Annotated in this window: 15 protein-coding genes; 8 read left to right on the forward strand and 7 right to left on the reverse strand. The window is 70.6% G+C overall.

Annotation, left to right across the window (positions count from 1 at the left end; genetic code table 11):
- Positions 1-36 precede the first annotated feature (36 nt).
- The 4 genes from OQ02_RS16055 to OQ02_RS16070 form a co-directional block, all read right to left on the reverse strand.
- On the reverse strand, positions 37-1,191 hold the full coding sequence (locus OQ02_RS16055) for a hypothetical protein (protein WP_033439185.1): 1,155 nt from the start codon (positions 1,189-1,191) through the stop codon (positions 37-39).
- 395 nt (positions 1,192-1,586) lie between these two features.
- On the reverse strand, positions 1,587-2,900 hold the full coding sequence (locus tag OQ02_RS16060; RefSeq protein ID WP_033439186.1) for a tetratricopeptide repeat protein: 1,314 nt from the start codon (positions 2,898-2,900) through the stop codon (positions 1,587-1,589).
- A complete protein-coding gene (locus OQ02_RS16065) occupies positions 2,897-4,111 on the reverse strand; it encodes an ATP-binding protein (protein ID WP_033439187.1) in 1,215 nt (404 codons plus the stop codon). Before OQ02_RS16065 ends, OQ02_RS16060 begins: the two co-directional genes overlap by 4 nt.
- A complete protein-coding gene (locus OQ02_RS16070; protein WP_033439188.1) occupies positions 4,108-4,551 on the reverse strand; it encodes a hypothetical protein in 444 nt (147 codons plus the stop codon). Before OQ02_RS16070 ends, OQ02_RS16065 begins: the two co-directional genes overlap by 4 nt.
- Before the next feature lie 485 nt (positions 4,552-5,036).
- On the opposite strand from OQ02_RS16070, the gene OQ02_RS16075 reads away from it, so the two are divergent.
- Positions 5,037-6,200, forward strand: a complete 1,164-nt coding sequence (locus OQ02_RS16075; RefSeq protein WP_063747076.1) for a low temperature requirement protein A — start codon at positions 5,037-5,039, stop codon at positions 6,198-6,200.
- A gap of 88 nt (positions 6,201-6,288) precedes the next feature.
- On the opposite strand, the gene OQ02_RS16080 is transcribed toward OQ02_RS16075, so the two are convergent.
- Both OQ02_RS16080 and OQ02_RS16085 read right to left on the reverse strand, forming a co-directional pair.
- Entirely contained in the window at positions 6,289-7,644 is a 1,356-nt protein-coding gene (locus OQ02_RS16080; RefSeq protein ID WP_231500055.1) for a serine hydrolase, read from the reverse strand.
- A gap of 17 nt (positions 7,645-7,661) precedes the next feature.
- A complete protein-coding gene (locus tag OQ02_RS16085; protein ID WP_231500056.1) occupies positions 7,662-7,922 on the reverse strand; it encodes a hypothetical protein in 261 nt (86 codons plus the stop codon).
- A gap of 181 nt (positions 7,923-8,103) precedes the next feature.
- Here OQ02_RS16085 and OQ02_RS16090 point away from each other — a divergent pair, with 181 nt between their 5' ends.
- The 3 genes from OQ02_RS16090 (at position 8,104) to OQ02_RS16100 (ending at position 10,468) form a co-directional block, all read left to right on the forward strand.
- Positions 8,104-9,027 carry a GbsR/MarR family transcriptional regulator gene (locus OQ02_RS16090; RefSeq protein WP_033439191.1) on the forward strand — a complete coding sequence of 308 codons (924 nt, stop codon included), beginning with the start codon at positions 8,104-8,106 and terminating at the stop codon, positions 9,025-9,027.
- Positions 9,028-9,195: 168 nt separating this feature from the next.
- A complete protein-coding gene (locus OQ02_RS16095) occupies positions 9,196-10,053 on the forward strand; it encodes a fibronectin type III domain-containing protein (RefSeq protein WP_156077074.1) in 858 nt (285 codons plus the stop codon).
- A gap of 124 nt (positions 10,054-10,177) precedes the next feature.
- Positions 10,178-10,468: a DUF4342 domain-containing protein gene (locus OQ02_RS16100; RefSeq protein WP_033439193.1), complete on the forward strand. Its 291-nt coding sequence runs from the start codon at positions 10,178-10,180 to the stop codon at positions 10,466-10,468.
- Positions 10,469-10,709: 241 nt separating this feature from the next.
- Here OQ02_RS16100 and OQ02_RS16105 read toward each other — a convergent pair whose 3' ends face one another.
- Entirely contained in the window at positions 10,710-11,564 is an 855-nt protein-coding gene (locus OQ02_RS16105; protein ID WP_231500057.1) for a PaaX family transcriptional regulator, read from the reverse strand.
- A 137-nt stretch (positions 11,565-11,701) separates the two neighbouring features.
- Here OQ02_RS16105 and OQ02_RS16110 point away from each other — a divergent pair, with 137 nt between their 5' ends.
- From OQ02_RS16110 to OQ02_RS16125, 4 genes are read left to right on the forward strand one after another with little or no spacing between them, the layout of a single operon-like run.
- Positions 11,702-12,613: an SDR family NAD(P)-dependent oxidoreductase gene (locus OQ02_RS16110; RefSeq protein ID WP_033439194.1), complete on the forward strand. Its 912-nt coding sequence runs from the start codon at positions 11,702-11,704 to the stop codon at positions 12,611-12,613.
- A gap of 13 nt (positions 12,614-12,626) precedes the next feature.
- Entirely contained in the window at positions 12,627-13,511 is an 885-nt protein-coding gene (locus OQ02_RS16115) for an amidohydrolase family protein (RefSeq protein ID WP_033439195.1), read from the forward strand.
- A gap of 10 nt (positions 13,512-13,521) precedes the next feature.
- The gene (locus OQ02_RS16120; RefSeq protein WP_033439196.1) at positions 13,522-15,048 is read left to right on the forward strand and encodes an acyl-CoA synthetase; all 1,527 of its coding nucleotides are present in this window, start codon (positions 13,522-13,524) and stop codon (positions 15,046-15,048) included.
- A gap of 32 nt (positions 15,049-15,080) precedes the next feature.
- Positions 15,081-15,539 carry a MaoC family dehydratase gene (locus OQ02_RS16125; RefSeq protein ID WP_033439197.1) on the forward strand — a complete coding sequence of 153 codons (459 nt, stop codon included), beginning with the start codon at positions 15,081-15,083 and terminating at the stop codon, positions 15,537-15,539.
- Positions 15,540-15,558 lie beyond the last annotated feature (19 nt).

Below are 15,558 nucleotides of genomic sequence, written 5' to 3' on the forward strand. Positions count from 1 at the left end.
CGTCTCCCCCTGTCGGTGTGGCGGGTGCCCGGCCGGTCATTCCCCGATGACCGGCTTGCTGGGGATCCGGTCGTCGTCGAACAGACCCTTGACGACGTCCGGCTGCCGCCGCTTGTGCACCTTGTCGTCGTCCGACCTGGTCATCGGGGCGAGGAACGGCGAGAACCCCACGCCGCCCGCACCTCCCGGGCCGCGGCCGGACGCCCGGAGCTGGTTGATCGCGGCACGCAGAGCCGGTCCGCCGGCCCCGGGTGGCAGCGAGCCGCGACCGGGCGCGCCACCGTGGTCGGGCGCACCACCACCGGAGGTCAGCTGCGACCACGGCACACCGCCACCACCACCGCCTCCCGGCACACCCGGACCGGCTGCGCCCGACGTGAAGCCGGCTGTCCTCGTCGAACCACCCAGGTCCGTGCCACCCGCCGCGGCCGTCACGGGCGGTGCGATCAAGGCGTCGCTGCCGTGCAGGCTCGACTCGTAGCCGCGCATCACCTCCTCCGCCCGCGCCTTGGCCGAGCCGGAGAAGAAGTTCGCGTCGAACATGCTCGTGCCGCCGACGAACACCGCCCCGACCGCGAACACCACGCCGGGCTCCGCCGCACCGCCGGCGGTACCGGTCGGCGTGCTCCCGGTGTCGGTGCCGTCGCTAGTCGCGCCGAGCGCGGGCTGCCCCGGTGGGGGTGGCATCGTGTTCCGGGCCAGCGCGAGCGCGTCCGCCGACTCCTGCGCGGCCTGCCGGACCCGCCCGGCCCGCGCGCCGATCGCGCCGACCAGCTCGGCCAGCTGGTCGATCCGCGCGGCTGCCCGCTCGGCGAGCGCACCCTGCCAGTGCGCGGTGAGCGCGACGCGTTGCTCCCGCAACGCGTCGGTGTGACCGGTCAACGCCTCGGCGTGCCGACCCCACTCCGCTGCGATCTCGCTGACCTCGCCGACGTCCGACTGCTCCTGCACCATCCGGTACAGCTCCTGGTGGCTGTACGCCGCCCAGTTCGTCGGCGCGGGTGAGGCGGCCTCACCCGCACCGGCCCCGCCGTACGCCTTCTCGGTACCGGCCACCGCCGCGTTCAACGCGGTGACGACGGCCTGCCCGGCGGCGTCGATCTGCGCCAGCACCGCCGTGACGGCGTCGGCCATCTCCGCCACCCCGGCGGAGACCACGTCGGCCATCGCCGCGACCGGGTCGTCGATCATCCTTGCGCTCCCCCCAGCTCGTCCGTGGTTCGTCACGACCGATGCTGGGGCCACCGGGACGGCCATCGCCAGGTCACCGACCGGCCATCCATGTCCGGTGCCGTTGACCTGCGCAAACCCACCGAGGTGACCGGTGCGGACACGAGGGTTCGGAGTGGCCTGGGGGTGGTAAGGGCGGTAGGTCCGGGGGTTGGCGCCGGAGCCGGAGCCGACCCGGGCGTCGGGGTCGGCGAAGGCGGTCGAACCGCCGGAGCAGAGGTGACCGAACGACCCGGGCCGGCCCGAGCGGCACCCCGTACAGCCGGGTCTTGTCAGTCCGGACGGCGGTCATCGCCCGTACGCCGCAGCGCGCTCGGGCGCATCCAGAGCGGCGTACGCCGTCGGGATGACGCCGGTCAGCGACGTCCCGGGACAGCGGGCAGGCCGGTCGGGAGGTCCTCGGTCCTCCGGGGCGCCGGTCGCGGGTCCGGACCGCCGAAGTCGGCCACCCGGTCCCAGATCCAGTCGGCCGTCGACGCGGCGACGTGCTCGTCGGGTTGTCCGGGCCGACGCCTGACCAGCTCCCCGAACGCGACGGCGACCAGGTACGCCCCGGCGTCGTCGGTCATCACCTGTTCCCAGACCTCGTTCTCCGGCCAGTCCGGGTGCGCTGCCGGGTCGGCGTCGATCTCGGCGTCCATGGCGATGATCTCGGCTCTCGACATCAGGCGGAACGGCTCGGCCAGTCCCCAGGCGGCACCGGAGCCGGGCGGCTGGCCGTCGTGCCAGGCCACCAAGTCCTCCGCGACCAGGGAGCCGACCTTGTCGTCCTCGGTCTCCTCGGAGCGCGACGATCCTGGTCGCAGGGTGGCGCGCAGGTCGGCGGGCATCACGGCGTCCAACGCCGTCAGCGCGGAAGCAAGGTCGAGGCCGAGCTTCTGGTCGCGGATCTGCCGCCACGACATCTCGAGCACCCCTGTGCGGCGGATGTCCTCCAGGGTGATGTCCTGGCCGTGCGCCTTCTCGACGATCCGCAGCATCGTCCGAGCCAGCTCCACCAGGCTCTGCAGCAGGTCTTCGGTCGGGTTCTCGCGCAGCAGTCGCAGACCGAGTTGTTCGGCGTCGTCGAACCGGTACTGCGCCAGGTAGGCCCAGCCGAGCAACGTGGCGACCCAGGAGTCCGCCGCGTTGGCCCGGATGGCCTCCTCGGCCGCGAGAGCGAACCGTTCGGGAGGTGCGAAGCTCTCCAGCAGGTGCTCCGCGCGTTTCCCGAGCGCTTTGGGGAGGTTGTCCGGCGCCGTCCGCGAGCACCGTGCCACCGCGTCGTCGAGTTGGCGCCACCCGGCCTCGTGCTCCCCGGAGAGTGCCTGGGCGGCCCCCAGCTTCATCCAGTCGTCCCAGTCCTCGTGGTCCTCGTCCAGCACGGTGCGCGCCCACCGCAGCGCCTCGGCGTGGTCGTGGTGAGCCAGCGCCAGACGCCGAAGCGCTCGGGCCGCCCAGATGAACTGGCTGTCGCGGCGAGCGATCACCTGGAGGTAGAGGCGCCGCGCCTCGTCGGCGTCGCCACAGCTCTCACGGTGATAGGCGAGCACCATCGACGCGCTGCTCCGCTCCGGCTGGGCCGCGAGCACCTGCAGCGCGAGCTCGGCGACCTTGGGATGCGCCGGCTGTGCTTCGAGGAGCTCCCAGGCCAGGTCCAGGGTTCGCCCCACGGCGTCAATGTCCGTCATCGCATGCCTCGCTTGACCCGGTACGCCCGGAGTTGGTCGAACGTTCCGTCGTCGACGCCGTACTCCAGCACCGGCGCCACCTGGTCGAACCAGGACGTCGTGGACGGGATGACGCCGCCGACCGCGGCCAGCAGCGCGTCGGTGGTGACCGGCACCAGCGCACCGCTGCTCATCGACTCGACCATCGCCTGCTGCAGCACGGTGGTCGTCAGGTGACCGAGGTCGGCACCGGAGAACCCCTCGGTCGCCGCCGCGACGGCCGCCACGTCGACACCGTCGGCGGGCTTGCCCGCCAGCGCGCCCTGGACGATCGCCGCCCTGGCGACCGCGTCCGGTGGCAGCACCAGCACCGTCTTGTCGATCCGACCCGGTCGGCGCAGCGCGGGGTCGATGTCCCACGGCCGGTTCGTCGCGGTCAGGAAGTAGACCCCGTCGTTCCCGCCGGCCACGCCGTCGAGCTCCTCCAGCAGCTGGGTGACGAGCATCCGCATCGACTGCGACCCGCCGCCACCGGAGGTCCGCCGAGCGCCGAGCGCGTCGAACTCGTCGAAGAAGATCACGCACGGCGTTGCCGCACGGGCATGGCGGAACACGCTCTGGAGCGCCTTCTCGCTCTCCCCGATCCACTTGCTGAGCAGGTCCGCGAGGGTCACGTGGATGAAGGACGCGCCGAGATCGCCCGCGATTGCCCTGGCGATGAACGTCTTGCCGCAACCGGGTGGGCCGTACATCAGCAACGACCCGCCCGGCTTCTGCCCGAACGCCGCCGCCACCTCGGGATTGCGCAGCGGAGCCAGGAACGCGATGTCCAGGTGCCTCTTGACGTCGGCGAGACCCGCGACGTCGGCCAGCGTCACCGCCGGGCGCTCGGCGTCCCACAGCGACGCCGACGCGGCGGTGCCGCCGTCCCGGTGGTCCCCGTCGGCCGGGGCCGGAACCAGTCCCCCGGGCCGTGCCGCCGGTGCCGCGGTCTCGACCGGCGGCGGGTTCGAGGAGCGCAACCGCGCCGCCATCAGCCGGGCGCGCAGCAGACGGATCCGCGCCGGAGCACCGCCGAGGGCTTCGAACGCGTCCAGTTCGGTGGCGGCGCGGTCCGGGTCCTGCTCCAGCAGCAGCGTGACGAAGTCCTCACGCAGCGCCAGGTTGCCGGGGTCGGCCGCCACCTCGAGCGCGATCACCTCGACGAAGCCGTCGCTCGGGCCGCCGTTCACTGCCCGGCCCCTTCGAGCCAGCCCTTGAGCAGACCCAGGTTCACCAGCGGGATGTAGTGACCGAGCCGCGGGTGGTCCAGCGTCACACCGACGACGCCGACCTTGTCGAACGAGGCGACGTAGTCGATCGCGGCCGGCATCGGCACGCTGAACAACGACACCCCGTCACCCTCCGGGTCGGCCAGGCCGAGGGTGCGCGCGGCTTCGTTCGCCCGTGCGGCGCTGCTGTAGAGGCAGATCATCGGCCCCTGCTCGGCGGCCACGGCGAAGGGACGGGGTTGCTCGGCCGAGCCCCGCGCGATGAAGAACCAGTGCTCCAACCCGGTCACCTGCCGCCACAGCGCGATCTGCGCCGTCGTGTCACCTGCGGGCGCTGCCCTGACCGCTTGGTCGAGCCGGTCGAGCTCCGCGACCACGTCGGCGTCGTTGTCTCTCGTCATCCGGTTCTCTCATCTGTGCTCTGCTGTCCGCGATCCTGAACGCGCGGACCCGTCCGGTTAAGACCAGAGAAAACCATGCGGTCGATCGTGGCGGAAAGGCGGTCGGACAGGTCACCGTCAGCGCGTCCAGCGGCTCGACCCGCGTGCGAGCGCCTGCGGCTGCCGTTGCCTCGGCCCCGCCGGCAACCGCCCCGAGGTGCGTTCCAGCCCGCCCGCCGGAGGCGATCATCGGGAGCCTCGGCGTCGAAGGCCCTGTACGTGCCGCCGCAGCGCAACACGGCCAGGACCGACACCTGGCAACGACCACGCCCGGCAACGACCACGCCCGGCAACGACCCGACCGCCCTGTCGACCTGGGTAATCCACCGTCTCATCTCGCAGGTGTCCCATAAGATCCTCACCGAGCGACTGCGGGAGATCGAGGCGGTTGGTCGCGCACCTCTGCCGGCCGGCCCCACCGGTCCGCTCCGTCCCTGAGGAGAGTTGTGTCCACATTGCCGTCCCGGCGGCCACGTCTCGGCGTCACCAGTGGTAGCGAGGGCGACCGGGTCACCACGCTGGAACTGTTCTTCGACCTCGTCTTCGTGTTCGCGTTCACCCAGGTCACCTGGCTGATGGTCCACGGCGACCCGCCACGATCGCTGCTGCAGGGGTTCGTCGTCCTGTCGCTTCTCTGGTGGGCGTGGTCCTCCTACGCGTGGCTGGCCAACCAGGCGCGGGCCAACCGCGGTCTGCTCCGGGCCGCGTTCGTGGTCGCGATGATCGCGATGTTCGTCGCGAGCCTGACCATCCCGGAGGCGTTCCACGAGGTACCCGGCGGTATCCCGGCAGCCGCCACCCTGGTGTTCTGCTACGCCGTCGTCAGGTGCGCCCACCTGGCCGTCTACCTCACGGCCGCCGGTGGCGACAAGGCACTGCGTGGCCGCGTTGTCCGCACTGCCGCGACCTCCGTCGCCCCGACCGTGGCGATCCTGGCCGTCGGTGCCGCGATCGGGGAGCCGTGGCAGACGTGGATCTGGCTCGGTGCGGTCGGGTACGACTTCGCCGCCATCTACCTCGGTGCGCGCGCCGGGGGCTGGGTCGTGCAGTCGGCCGCGCACTTCGCCGAGCGCCACGGCCTGGTCGTCATCCTGGCGCTCGGCGAGTCCATCGTCGCCGTGGGTGTCGGTGTGTCGGGCACACCGCTCAGCTGGTCCGTCATCACCGGGGGCGTCCTGGCCATCACCATCGCCGTCGGGCTGTGGTGGCAGTACTTCCACCACAGGTTCGAGCAGCTCGAACACGCGCTGGAGTCCCGGCAGGGCGACGATCGCGCCCGCCTGGCCTCCGAGGTGTTCACCTACCTCCACTTCCCGCTGATCGCCGGCATCATCCTCACCGCGCTCGGGCTGGAACAGGCCATGGCGCACATCAGCGACGACCACCTCGGGCCACTCGGTGGCTGGGCCCTCGCGGGCGGACTCACGTGCGCCCTGCTCGCGTCTGCGCTGACCATCGTCCGTACCGGCGGCACCATCCCTCGCCTGTGGTGGGCGAGCACCGCAGTGGTCCTCGCGTCCGGCGCCCTCCTCACCCTGCTACCGCCGGTGTGGGCACTCGCCCTCGCCGCATTCCTCGTGGCGTTGTTCTGCGCGAGCGACAAGTCCTGACTGGACTTGGTGGCAACGGACAGCACGCTCGACGTGAAGGTGGACGGTTGACCGACCACTCACGTTGTCCGCGTGGTTGTCCGTACGGTCACCCTGATCGCGGGTTCACCCGGCAGTTGGCGTGGAGGTACCCGGCGGTGCCGTTCCTGAAGTCGTAGATCGCGACCGTCTGGGTGTCCTCCAGCGAATCCGCCGGCGGCATCAGGAAGTGCGTCCCGCTCACCGGGAGCAGCTCATAGCCGATGCGGTCCGGTTTCCCGAGGAAATCCGCCTGCATCGGGTCGAGAACCAGGGTCAGGTGCAGCTGTCCGCCTTCGGCCGACACCTCGTACCGTGAGCCGGGGCGCTCGTAGACGCCCTCGTACCGGGACAGGTCGAGGGCCGGCGTCGGGTCCGGCGCGGGCAAGTCCGGGATGGTGACCGCGCCGAGGTCGGTCAGGATCTCGTTGAACACCTTGCGGTAGAAGCTCTCCCGCGGTCCGCCGTTCGTCAGCACCACGATGGCGGTGGCGGAGTCCGGCAGGACCCGCAGCCGGGCGTTCTGGCCGATCGTGCTGCCGTCGGTCGCGTAGACAGTCTCACCGTGCCAGTCGCACACGATGAGGCCGAGTGCCCATTCCGGCCCGAACATGTGCGGATCCGGTACGGGCACCCGTGACAGCATCATCTCCCGGAGGCTCGCGGCCGAGATGACGCGCTCTCCGTTCGGCGCCACGCCTTCGTTGAGCAGGACGTGCGCCATCGCGAGCACCTCGCGGGCCGTCGAGGTGACGTTGCCACCGGGACCGAAGGCACGCGGCAGGTAATCCACCGGTGTGACTACGGGGCCCTCGTCCAGCGACCGGATCAGGTGCCCGGTCGCCGCCCGGGTCTCGTCGACCTGGTCGTGCCGACTGTTCGTGGCGGTCAGGCCCATGGGCCCGAAGAGGCGGTCCCGCATGACGTCGTCCCAGCGTTTACCGTCGTGCACCTCCAGGATTCGCGCGAGGACGGCGTAACCCAGCGCCGCGCTGTAACCGTGGGTGTCACCGAGGGGGAAGACCATGGGCGCGTCGGCCATGTTCTCGACCATGCGCTCGTAGACGTCGTCGTCTTCACCGGGATCGCCGTAGGCTTCCTCGATACCGTTGGTGTGGTTCAGCAGGTGACGAGGGGTGACCTTCGCGCTCGCGTCGGGATCGGCCACCGTGAAACCGGGCAGGTAGGTCCGCACCGGCTCGTCCAGGTCGACTTTCCCTTCGTCGACGAGCTGCATGAAGGCCAACGCGGTCCAGGTCTTGGTCATGGAGCCGCACTGGTAGACGGTGTCCGTCGTCGCGGGTTCCCCCGTTTCCACGTTCTTGACGCCGACCGCGAACTCGGTGAGCTCCCCCTCTCGCAGCACACCGATCGCCGCGCTCGGAATTCCGTACTCCTCAAGGAGTCGGGCAACACGGGCTCGCATCCGGGGCACGTCGATCGTCATCGCGGAAGACCGATCGCGTTCGCGGCGTCCGCTTCGAAGTACTCCGTTGTGGCGTAGGCGCCGGCGTGCGCCTCGAAGAAGTCCCGGACACCGTCGACGGAGTCATGGGCGATGACGTTCACCGCCTTGGCCCCGTCCTTGCTCGCGACCGCCAGCTTCCACTTGGCGCCCTTGGGGAGCTTGGCGTGCGCCTTCTTCAGTCCGCTCCAGAACTCGCCGTCGTCCGAAACGGTCGACACCGCCATCACGTGCATCATCGGATCCTCCCTTTCCAGATGAGAAAAAGCTACGTTGCGTTTCAGGCTCTGTCAAACACGATGAGCACACAAGACGCAGGCAGGACAACAATTGTTGCAACAGGATTGTGAATGAACGCAACTCCCTCGACCGAGCCGTTGCACTGTACTGTTGCTGAACGCACAGAGAGGAGAGGTACCGGTGCCAGGAGGAAGGCTGATCCACGAGGACCGCCGGCTAATCGCGGCCTGGCTGGCCGACGGGCTCGGGTACGCCGAGATCGGCCGACGGCTCGGCCGGCCCACGTCCACGATCAGTCGCGAGGTGGCGCGCAACGGCGCACCCGGCGACTACTCCCCCGACCACGCGCAGCAGTCCGCCGGCCACCGTGCCCGCCGGCGCAAGCCGGCCCGGCCCGCCGAACCTGCGACCGACGGGCAGCCGAGCGCCGTGGAACGTGGCTTCGTGGACGAGTTCGCGACGCTGCTGGCCGCGACCGGGCTGCCCCGGATGACCGCGCGGGTGTTCGTCTGCCTGCTCACCGCGGACCCCGACGGCCTGACGGCAGCCGACCTGGTGCGCCGCCTCCAGGTCAGCCCGGCATCGGTGTCCAAGTCCATCGGCTACCTCGAAGCCGTGGAGTTGGTGGCGCGCCGACCTGATCACGGTGGGCGGCGTGAGCGGTACCTCATCGAGGACGACGTCTGGCTCCGCGCGTGGCAGGCCGACACCGGGGCGCACGGTGAGGTCGCGACCGCCGCCCAGCGGGGCGTCGAGATCTTCGGCGCCGAGACGACCGCCGGCGCACGACTCGACAGGATGGGCCGGTTCTTCGCCCGGCTCAGCGAGCAGATGAACGGCAGCAGCCTCACCGACGCCGCCACGCAGGACGCGCTGACCGTGCTCGCCGCCCTCGTGCACGCCGGCAGACCGCTCACCCCGGACACGCTGGCCACAGCGCTCGACTGGCCCCGGGACCGCGTCGACACCGCACTGGACGCGATCCGACACCGACCTGCCATCGCCGATCCCCTCACCCTGCAGGCAATCGACGCCGAGACGTACACCCTCACCGCACGACCGGACCGCCTCAGCGCGGCGCAACGCCGAGCACTGGAGAAGTGAGTCACGCCAAATCGTCGTGCGAAACCTTTGCGTCGCACCGAAACCGCCACCCCACCTGAATGGTCCACACGCACCGGCGTCGATTTGCGGAACACTTGTCCGCGGGCGGGCGAACACGGGGAGGACGTCAAGTTGCGCAAGAAATGGAATCCATTCCGCGTCACCGCTTTGTCCGTCGTATCGATCCTGGCCGCTGCCGGGGCGTTGACGGGAGCCGCGGGCCCGGCGTCGGCGCAGACGACTGCGGTGCGACTGGACTACACCTGCACGACTTCCCTCGGGCCGAGCGCCCAGGTGACGGTGTGGGTCGTCGGCGGCCTGCCGGACGAAGGCGCGGGCCTGAACACCGTTGCCAGCCACGACCCCGCTTACCTCGACGTGGACCTGGACCTGCGCGAACTGCGACCGGTCCTGACGATCCCCGGCGGGGTGCGCCTGGACGGCGACAGCACCGCGACGCTCGACGCGCGGATCACCGGCCCGGACGGGACGCGGACCACCCGGGCCTCGTTCACCGTCGCGCCCACGTGGCTGACGACCACCCAGGGGACCGCGGTGCGGGCCGCGGGCGCCTTCCCGGTGCAGTACCTGAACACCCCCGGCTACTACGACCTGCACGTGGACGACCTGGCGCTGACACTGCGCCCCGAGCGCGCCGACGGCACTCCTCTCGGCACGGTCACCGCGTCCTGCTCGCACGACCCGGCGCAGAACGACCTGCTGGGAACCTTGTGGTCGCAGAACGCCATCTTCGAGCGGCCACCGCGCCCGAACTGGCTGCGGGTCGTGTCGACGACCCCGACGTCCGTGACGCTGGCCTGGGAGGCCTATTCCTGGTGGAACCCGACCCTGGGCTACGAGGTGTACCTGGACGGAGGGCACACCGGTTTGGTCACCGAGAAGCAGGTCACGCTGACCGGGCTGACCCCCGACCGGCAGCACCGGGCGAAGGTCGTCACCACGGACGTGCAGGGCATCCGCTCGACCATGAGCGAAGGCCTGATCTTCACCATCCCGCCGGCCTGACCCGCTCGCCCCCACTGATCCCCAGGGGGTGAATCAGGCGCGGGTCAGGGAAAACCCTGATGGCGCGGTGCCCGTTCGCAGACACGCTGGAGGTGTCAAGAACATAAGCAGTTCGAGGAGAGCGATGAGCGACTTCAGGCCCGAGTCACCCCGTGCCGCCGTCGATGCGGTGGTCGACGCCGTTCGCGGGCTGGTCAGCGAGGGCATCAACCGCCGTGTGGTGGTGCGCGACCGCAAGGAAGACGTAGTGCTGGAGGTGCCGGTGGCCCTCGGGCTGGTCGCGGCGCTGGCCGCTCCGGTGGCCACGGCGATCGGTACCGGTGTCGCGCTGGCCGGCAAGTGCGGAATCTCGATCGAGAACCGCCAACAGCCCGGCAACCAGCCCGCAACGACGGTCGACACCGAGCAGGAGTAGCCAGCAGCCGCGGGTGACCTCCGCGGGGAGGTAGGTGCGGGCGGGGCGCAGTGGGGTTGATGCCGCCGGGTTGGTGCAGTGGGGTTGGTGCCGTCGTCAATGGTGGCGACGGCGCCGCGCCCGGTGCCGCGTTCCCCTCTGCTCGGCGGCCCGGCACCCGCCCCACCACGTCACCCGCCCCATCACGTCACCCGCCCCATCACGCCACCAGCCCTGACCGCGAAGCCAACCGTCGCAACGCCTAGAGGCCGGTCGGCGAGCCTTCGACCGGGATGGTGTCCAACACCGACTCCGCGATCGACCACGCCCGCGGCTGGTAGGCGTGGGCCAGGGTGCGGAACACCTGCTCGGCGCGGATCGCGGGCCAGTCGTGGGGCAGGTGCTCAGCGGGCAGCCGGGGATCCTGCCGGACGAGCTGGAGCCATTCGGTGTGCAGCAGCAGTTGCCTGGCCAGGTCGTCCGGTGCGTCGGGCAGCGGGTGGTCGCGGTCCCAGCGGCGCAGGAACGCGCGGTAGCGCTCCGCGATCGCGGGCACGTCGAACGCCGCGTGGACGATCTGGTCGGCTTCGGTCGGCTTGGCCGTGCGCGCGGTGAACACCTTCAGGTACTCGCTCAGGTCCAGGTCGTGCGCCAGGGTGGGCACGTCCACGACGCCGGGTGCGACCCACAGCCCGTTCTGGAGCGGGCCGAACCCTCCCCAGACGAGGCGTGAGCGCAGGTCGTGCCGCTGGCTGCGCCACGACTCGGGCAGCGAGAACCCCACCATCGTCCAGGTGCCGTCCCAGTCGTCGTTGACGGCGCCGCTGCGCCAGACCCGGTGTTCGCCGTCTTCGAGGACGGCCGCCGAGCGCGCGGTCAGGCCGAAGTACATCCGCCTGCCACCGCGGTGCCGCGCCAGGAGGTCCCGCTTGACCATGCGGGTCAGCGTCGAGCGCAGCGCTTCCTCGGACACGCCGACCCGGGCGAACACGTCGATGATGCTGCCGGAGAAGACCGCGACACCCCGGTTGAGCACGTAGACGCCCAGGAAGCTGAGCATCAGCGACTGGGGCCTGACCTGTGCGTCCTGGGTCGGCGGATCGCCATGCGGAATCACCGGCCGAGCGTAACCCGCACCCTCCATGAGCCCTCCTCCACCAAACGACGTTGGGCAGAATCTTGACGCCCGACACCGCTGAGCCTAACTTCAACGGAAGTCGGGTTCGAGCGCGGACCGGCGGGAGGGATTCCACGATGGATCTGTCGGGCAAGGTCGCGGTGGTCACCGGTGGCGGACGGGGGCTCGGACTCGCCTACGCCACCGCCTTGGCGGATGCGGGCGCCTCGGTGGTGGTCAACGACGCCGACGAGCAGGCGGCGAAAGCCGCCGTCGAGGACATCGCGGCAGCGGGCGGCACCGCGGTCGCGGAGGCCGGCGCGGTGGGCCCGAGCGAAGTGGCCGACCGCCTGGTCGGGCGTGCCGTCGAGGAGTTCGGCCGGGTGGACCTGCTGGTGACCAACGCGGGCGTCCTGCGCGACCGAGTGCTGTGGAAGATGACCGACGACGACTTCGACACGGTCGTCGGCGTGCACCTGCGCGGCACGTTCACCTGCGTCCGGGCCGCCGTGCGGCAGATGCGCGAACAGGGCGACGGGGGCAGCGTCGTCGTCGTCGGCTCACCGGCGGGACAACGCGGCAACTTCGGCCAGACCAACTACTCCGCGGCCAAGGCGGGCATCGTGGGGATGGTGCGCACCTGGGCGATGGAGTGCGCCAAGGCGGGCATCGCGGTCAACGCCGTCATCCCGGTCGCGGCCACCGCGATGACCAAGACCATCCCGGCGTTCGCACCCTTCGTCGAAGCGGCGGAACTGCGGGGCGAACCCTTCCCGGCGTGGCTGCGCAAGGGCGAGGGGTTCGGCACACCGGAGGACGCCGCCGGGCTGCTGGTCTTCCTGGCCTCCGACGCGGCCCGGGGAATCACCGGCCAGGCCATCGGCATCGGCGGCGACAAGCTCTCCCTGTGGTCGCACCCGGAAGAAGTCGGCACGGCCTACAGCGACGGCGGGTGGGACGCGGACGCCATCGCGGCGGCGTGGGCAACGTCGGTAGGACGACGACCCGAGACCTACGGCATCCCCGCGCCCCAAGCACCGACCGCGTGAGGGGAGTCCCGCCATGACGCCTGCGCCGGACATCACCGAGCTGGTGGCCATCGACGTCCACACCCACGCCGAGGTCTCCGCCCAAGGTCATCCCTCGCTGCCGCACGACCTGCTCGTCGCGTCGGAGAAGTACTTCAAGGCGCACGGGCACCGCCAACCCACGATCCCGGAAATGGCGGCGCACTACCGCGAACGGCGGATGGCGGCCGTGGTGTTCACCGTCGACGCCGAGCACGCCACCGGGCACCCGCCCATCGGCAACGAGGAAGTCGCCCAGGCGTGCGCGGAGCACGCCGACACCCTCATCCCGTTCGCCTCCATCGATCCCTGGCGCGGCCGGGCCGGTGTCCGGGCCGCTCGGCGACTGGTGCAGGAGCACGGGGTCCGCGGCTTCAAGTTCCACCCGAGCCTCCAGGGGTTCGCGCCGAACGACCGCCTCGCCTACCCGCTCTACGAGGTGATCGAGGAACTCGGTGTGCCCGCGCTGTTCCACACCGGGCAGACCGGCATCGGCGCCGGGGTGGCGGGCGGTGGCGGCATCCGGCTGAAGTACTCCGACCCGATGCTCGTCGACGACGTCGCGGTGGACTTCCCGGAGCTGCGGATCATCCTGGCCCACCCGTCGTTCCCGTGGCAGGACGAAGCGCTCGCCGTGGCCACGCACAAGCCGCACGTCCACATCGACCTGTCGGGCTGGTCACCGAAGTACTTCCCGCCGCAGCTCGTCCGCTACGCGAACTCCTTGTTGCAGGACAAGGTGCTGTTCGGGTCCGACTACCCCGTCATCACCCCCGACCGGTGGCTCGCCGACTTCGCCGCGTTGGACATCAAGCCCGAGGTCCGGCCGAAGATCCTCAAGGACAACGCCGCCCGCCTGCTGGGCCTGGTCAAGGACTGAAGGGGTCGTCATGCGCAACCAGGGCATCGGCTCGTGGACCGCACGGCGGGTCCGCAAGACGCCGGAGAAGGTGGCGGTGATCCACGAAGGCCGCGCGACGACCTATCGGGAACTGCACGAGCGGGTGCTCCGGCTGGCGCACGGCCTGCGGCGGGCCGGTGTGCGCCGGGGCGACCGGGTCGCCTACCTGGGGCCGAACCACCCCGCCTTCCTGGAGACGTTGTTCGCCGCCGGTGCGCTCGGCGCGGTGTTCGTCCCGCTGAACACGCGACTGGCGCCGGCCGAGGTGGTGCACGCCCTGACCGACTCCGGCAGCGACGTCCTGGTGTACGCGCCGGAGCACGCGCCGCTCGTTCGAACGGTCCTCGGCGACGTGGGGCCGCTGCGGATCGTCGCGCTCGACCGTGCCGCTGCGGGCGAAACCTCGTACGAGGCGATGATCGGGTCGTCCGAGGCCGCTCCCCTCGACGAACCGGTCACGCTCGACGACCTCTGCCTGATCATGTACACCTCGGGCACGACCGGGCGACCCAAGGGCGCCATGCTGACCCACGGCAACCTCACCTGGAACACCGTCAACGTGCTGGTCGACGTCGACCTGGCCAGTGACGAGGTGACGCTGGTCGCCGCGCCGCTGTTCCACACCGCCGGGCTGAACATGACCTGCCTGCCCACCCTCATCAAGGGCGGCACGGTCGTCCTCATGTCCGCCTTCGACGCCGCCGAGGTGCTCGAACAGATCGGAACCCACCGCGTCACGTACATGTTCGGCGTTCCCACCATGTACAACGCGATCGCCGCCTGCCCGCGTTGGGCGCAGGCGGACCTGTCCAGCCTGCGGCAGCTCAACTGCGGCGGTGCGCCCGTGCCGGTGTCGACCATCCGCACCTACCAGCGGCGCGGGCTGGCCTTCAGCCAGGGCTACGGCATGACCGAGACCTCCCCCGGCGCGCTCTACCTGACCAAGGAGATGAGCGAGGCCAAGGCGGGAACCGCGGGTGTGCCGCACTTCTTCACCGACGTGCGCGTGGTCGGACCAGGCCTGACCGACGTCGCGCCCGGCGAGAAGGGCGAGATCGTGATCAGCGGCCCGACCGTGATGCGCGGTTACTGGCAGCGCCCCGCGGACACCGATCGCGCCTTCGGACCCGACGGGTGGTTCCACTCCGGCGACATCGCCACACCGGACGACGACGGCTACATCGCCCTGGTCGACCGCCTCAAGGACGTGATCATCTCGGGTGGCGAGAACATCTACCCCGCGGAGGTCGAGAGCGTCCTGCACCAGCACCCCGCGATCGCCGAGTGCACCGTGATCGGCGTGCCCGACGCACGGTGGGGTGAAGTGGGCCGGGCGGTCGTCACCGTCGCACCCGGCGCGGAGCCGACCAGCGAGCAGGACCTCCTGGCGTTCCTGCGCGACCGGCTTGCCGGCTACAAGATCCCGAAATCCGTGGTGTTCGTGGACGAACTGCCGCAGAGCGCCACCGGGAAGCTGCTGAAGAAACTCGTGCGCGCCCGTTACGGCGCGAGCTGACCCATCCACACGGTCCACAGGAGACACACCGCATGGAGCTCACCGCACACGGCATCGACGGGTTGAAAGCGCTTGCCGCCACCGATCTCGGCCACACCGAGTGGCTGGAGATCACGCAGGACCGGGTGAACCTCTTCGCCGACGCCACCGACGACCACCAGTGGATCCACGTCGACGTCGACAAGGCGGCCGGCGGGCCGTTCGGCGGCACGATCGCGCACGGCTACCTCACGCTGTCGCTGATCATCCCGCTGTTCACCAAGCTGCTGACCATCAACGGCATGACCATGAGCGTCAACTACGGGCTCAACAAGGTCCGGTTCCCCTCACCCGTGCGGGTCGGCGCGAAGATCCGACTGCGCGGAGCCGTCACCGACGTCACCGACGTCAAGGGCGACGGCGTCGAAATGCTGATCGACTTCACGATCGAGATCGACGGCGGCGACAAGCCCGCGTGCGTCGCGCAAGCGGTGCTCCGCCACTACACCTGAGGTCCGCGGCGCGGACCAC

Origin of the sequence: Saccharothrix sp. NRRL B-16314 (assembly GCF_000716595.1) — a bacterium.
GTDB lineage: Bacteria > Actinomycetota > Actinomycetes > Mycobacteriales > Pseudonocardiaceae > Actinosynnema.

What these genes read in the sequence shown, in the direction of transcription:
- OQ02_RS16115 (WP_033439195.1), top strand. Translation starts at nt 12,627, where the DNA reads ATGACGCCTGCGCCGGACATCACCGAGCTGGTGGCCATCGACGTCCAC.
- OQ02_RS16100 (WP_033439193.1), top strand. Translation starts at nt 10,178, where the DNA reads ATGAGCGACTTCAGGCCCGAGTCACCCCGTGCCGCCGTCGATGCGGTG.
- OQ02_RS16055 (WP_033439185.1), bottom strand. Translation starts at nt 1,191, where the DNA reads ATGATCGACGACCCGGTCGCGGCGATGGCCGACGTGGTCTCCGCCGGG.
- OQ02_RS16085 (WP_231500056.1), bottom strand. Translation starts at nt 7,922, where the DNA reads ATGATGCACGTGATGGCGGTGTCGACCGTTTCGGACGACGGCGAGTTC.
- OQ02_RS16120 (WP_033439196.1), top strand. Translation starts at nt 13,522, where the DNA reads ATGCGCAACCAGGGCATCGGCTCGTGGACCGCACGGCGGGTCCGCAAG.
- OQ02_RS16110 (WP_033439194.1), top strand. Translation starts at nt 11,702, where the DNA reads ATGGATCTGTCGGGCAAGGTCGCGGTGGTCACCGGTGGCGGACGGGGG.
- OQ02_RS16060 (WP_033439186.1), bottom strand. Translation starts at nt 2,900, where the DNA reads ATGACGGACATTGACGCCGTGGGGCGAACCCTGGACCTGGCCTGGGAG.
- OQ02_RS16080 (WP_231500055.1), bottom strand. Translation starts at nt 7,644, where the DNA reads ATGCGAGCCCGTGTTGCCCGACTCCTTGAGGAGTACGGAATTCCGAGC.
- OQ02_RS16125 (WP_033439197.1), top strand. Translation starts at nt 15,081, where the DNA reads ATGGAGCTCACCGCACACGGCATCGACGGGTTGAAAGCGCTTGCCGCC.
- OQ02_RS16070 (WP_033439188.1), bottom strand. Translation starts at nt 4,551, where the DNA reads ATGACGAGAGACAACGACGCCGACGTGGTCGCGGAGCTCGACCGGCTC.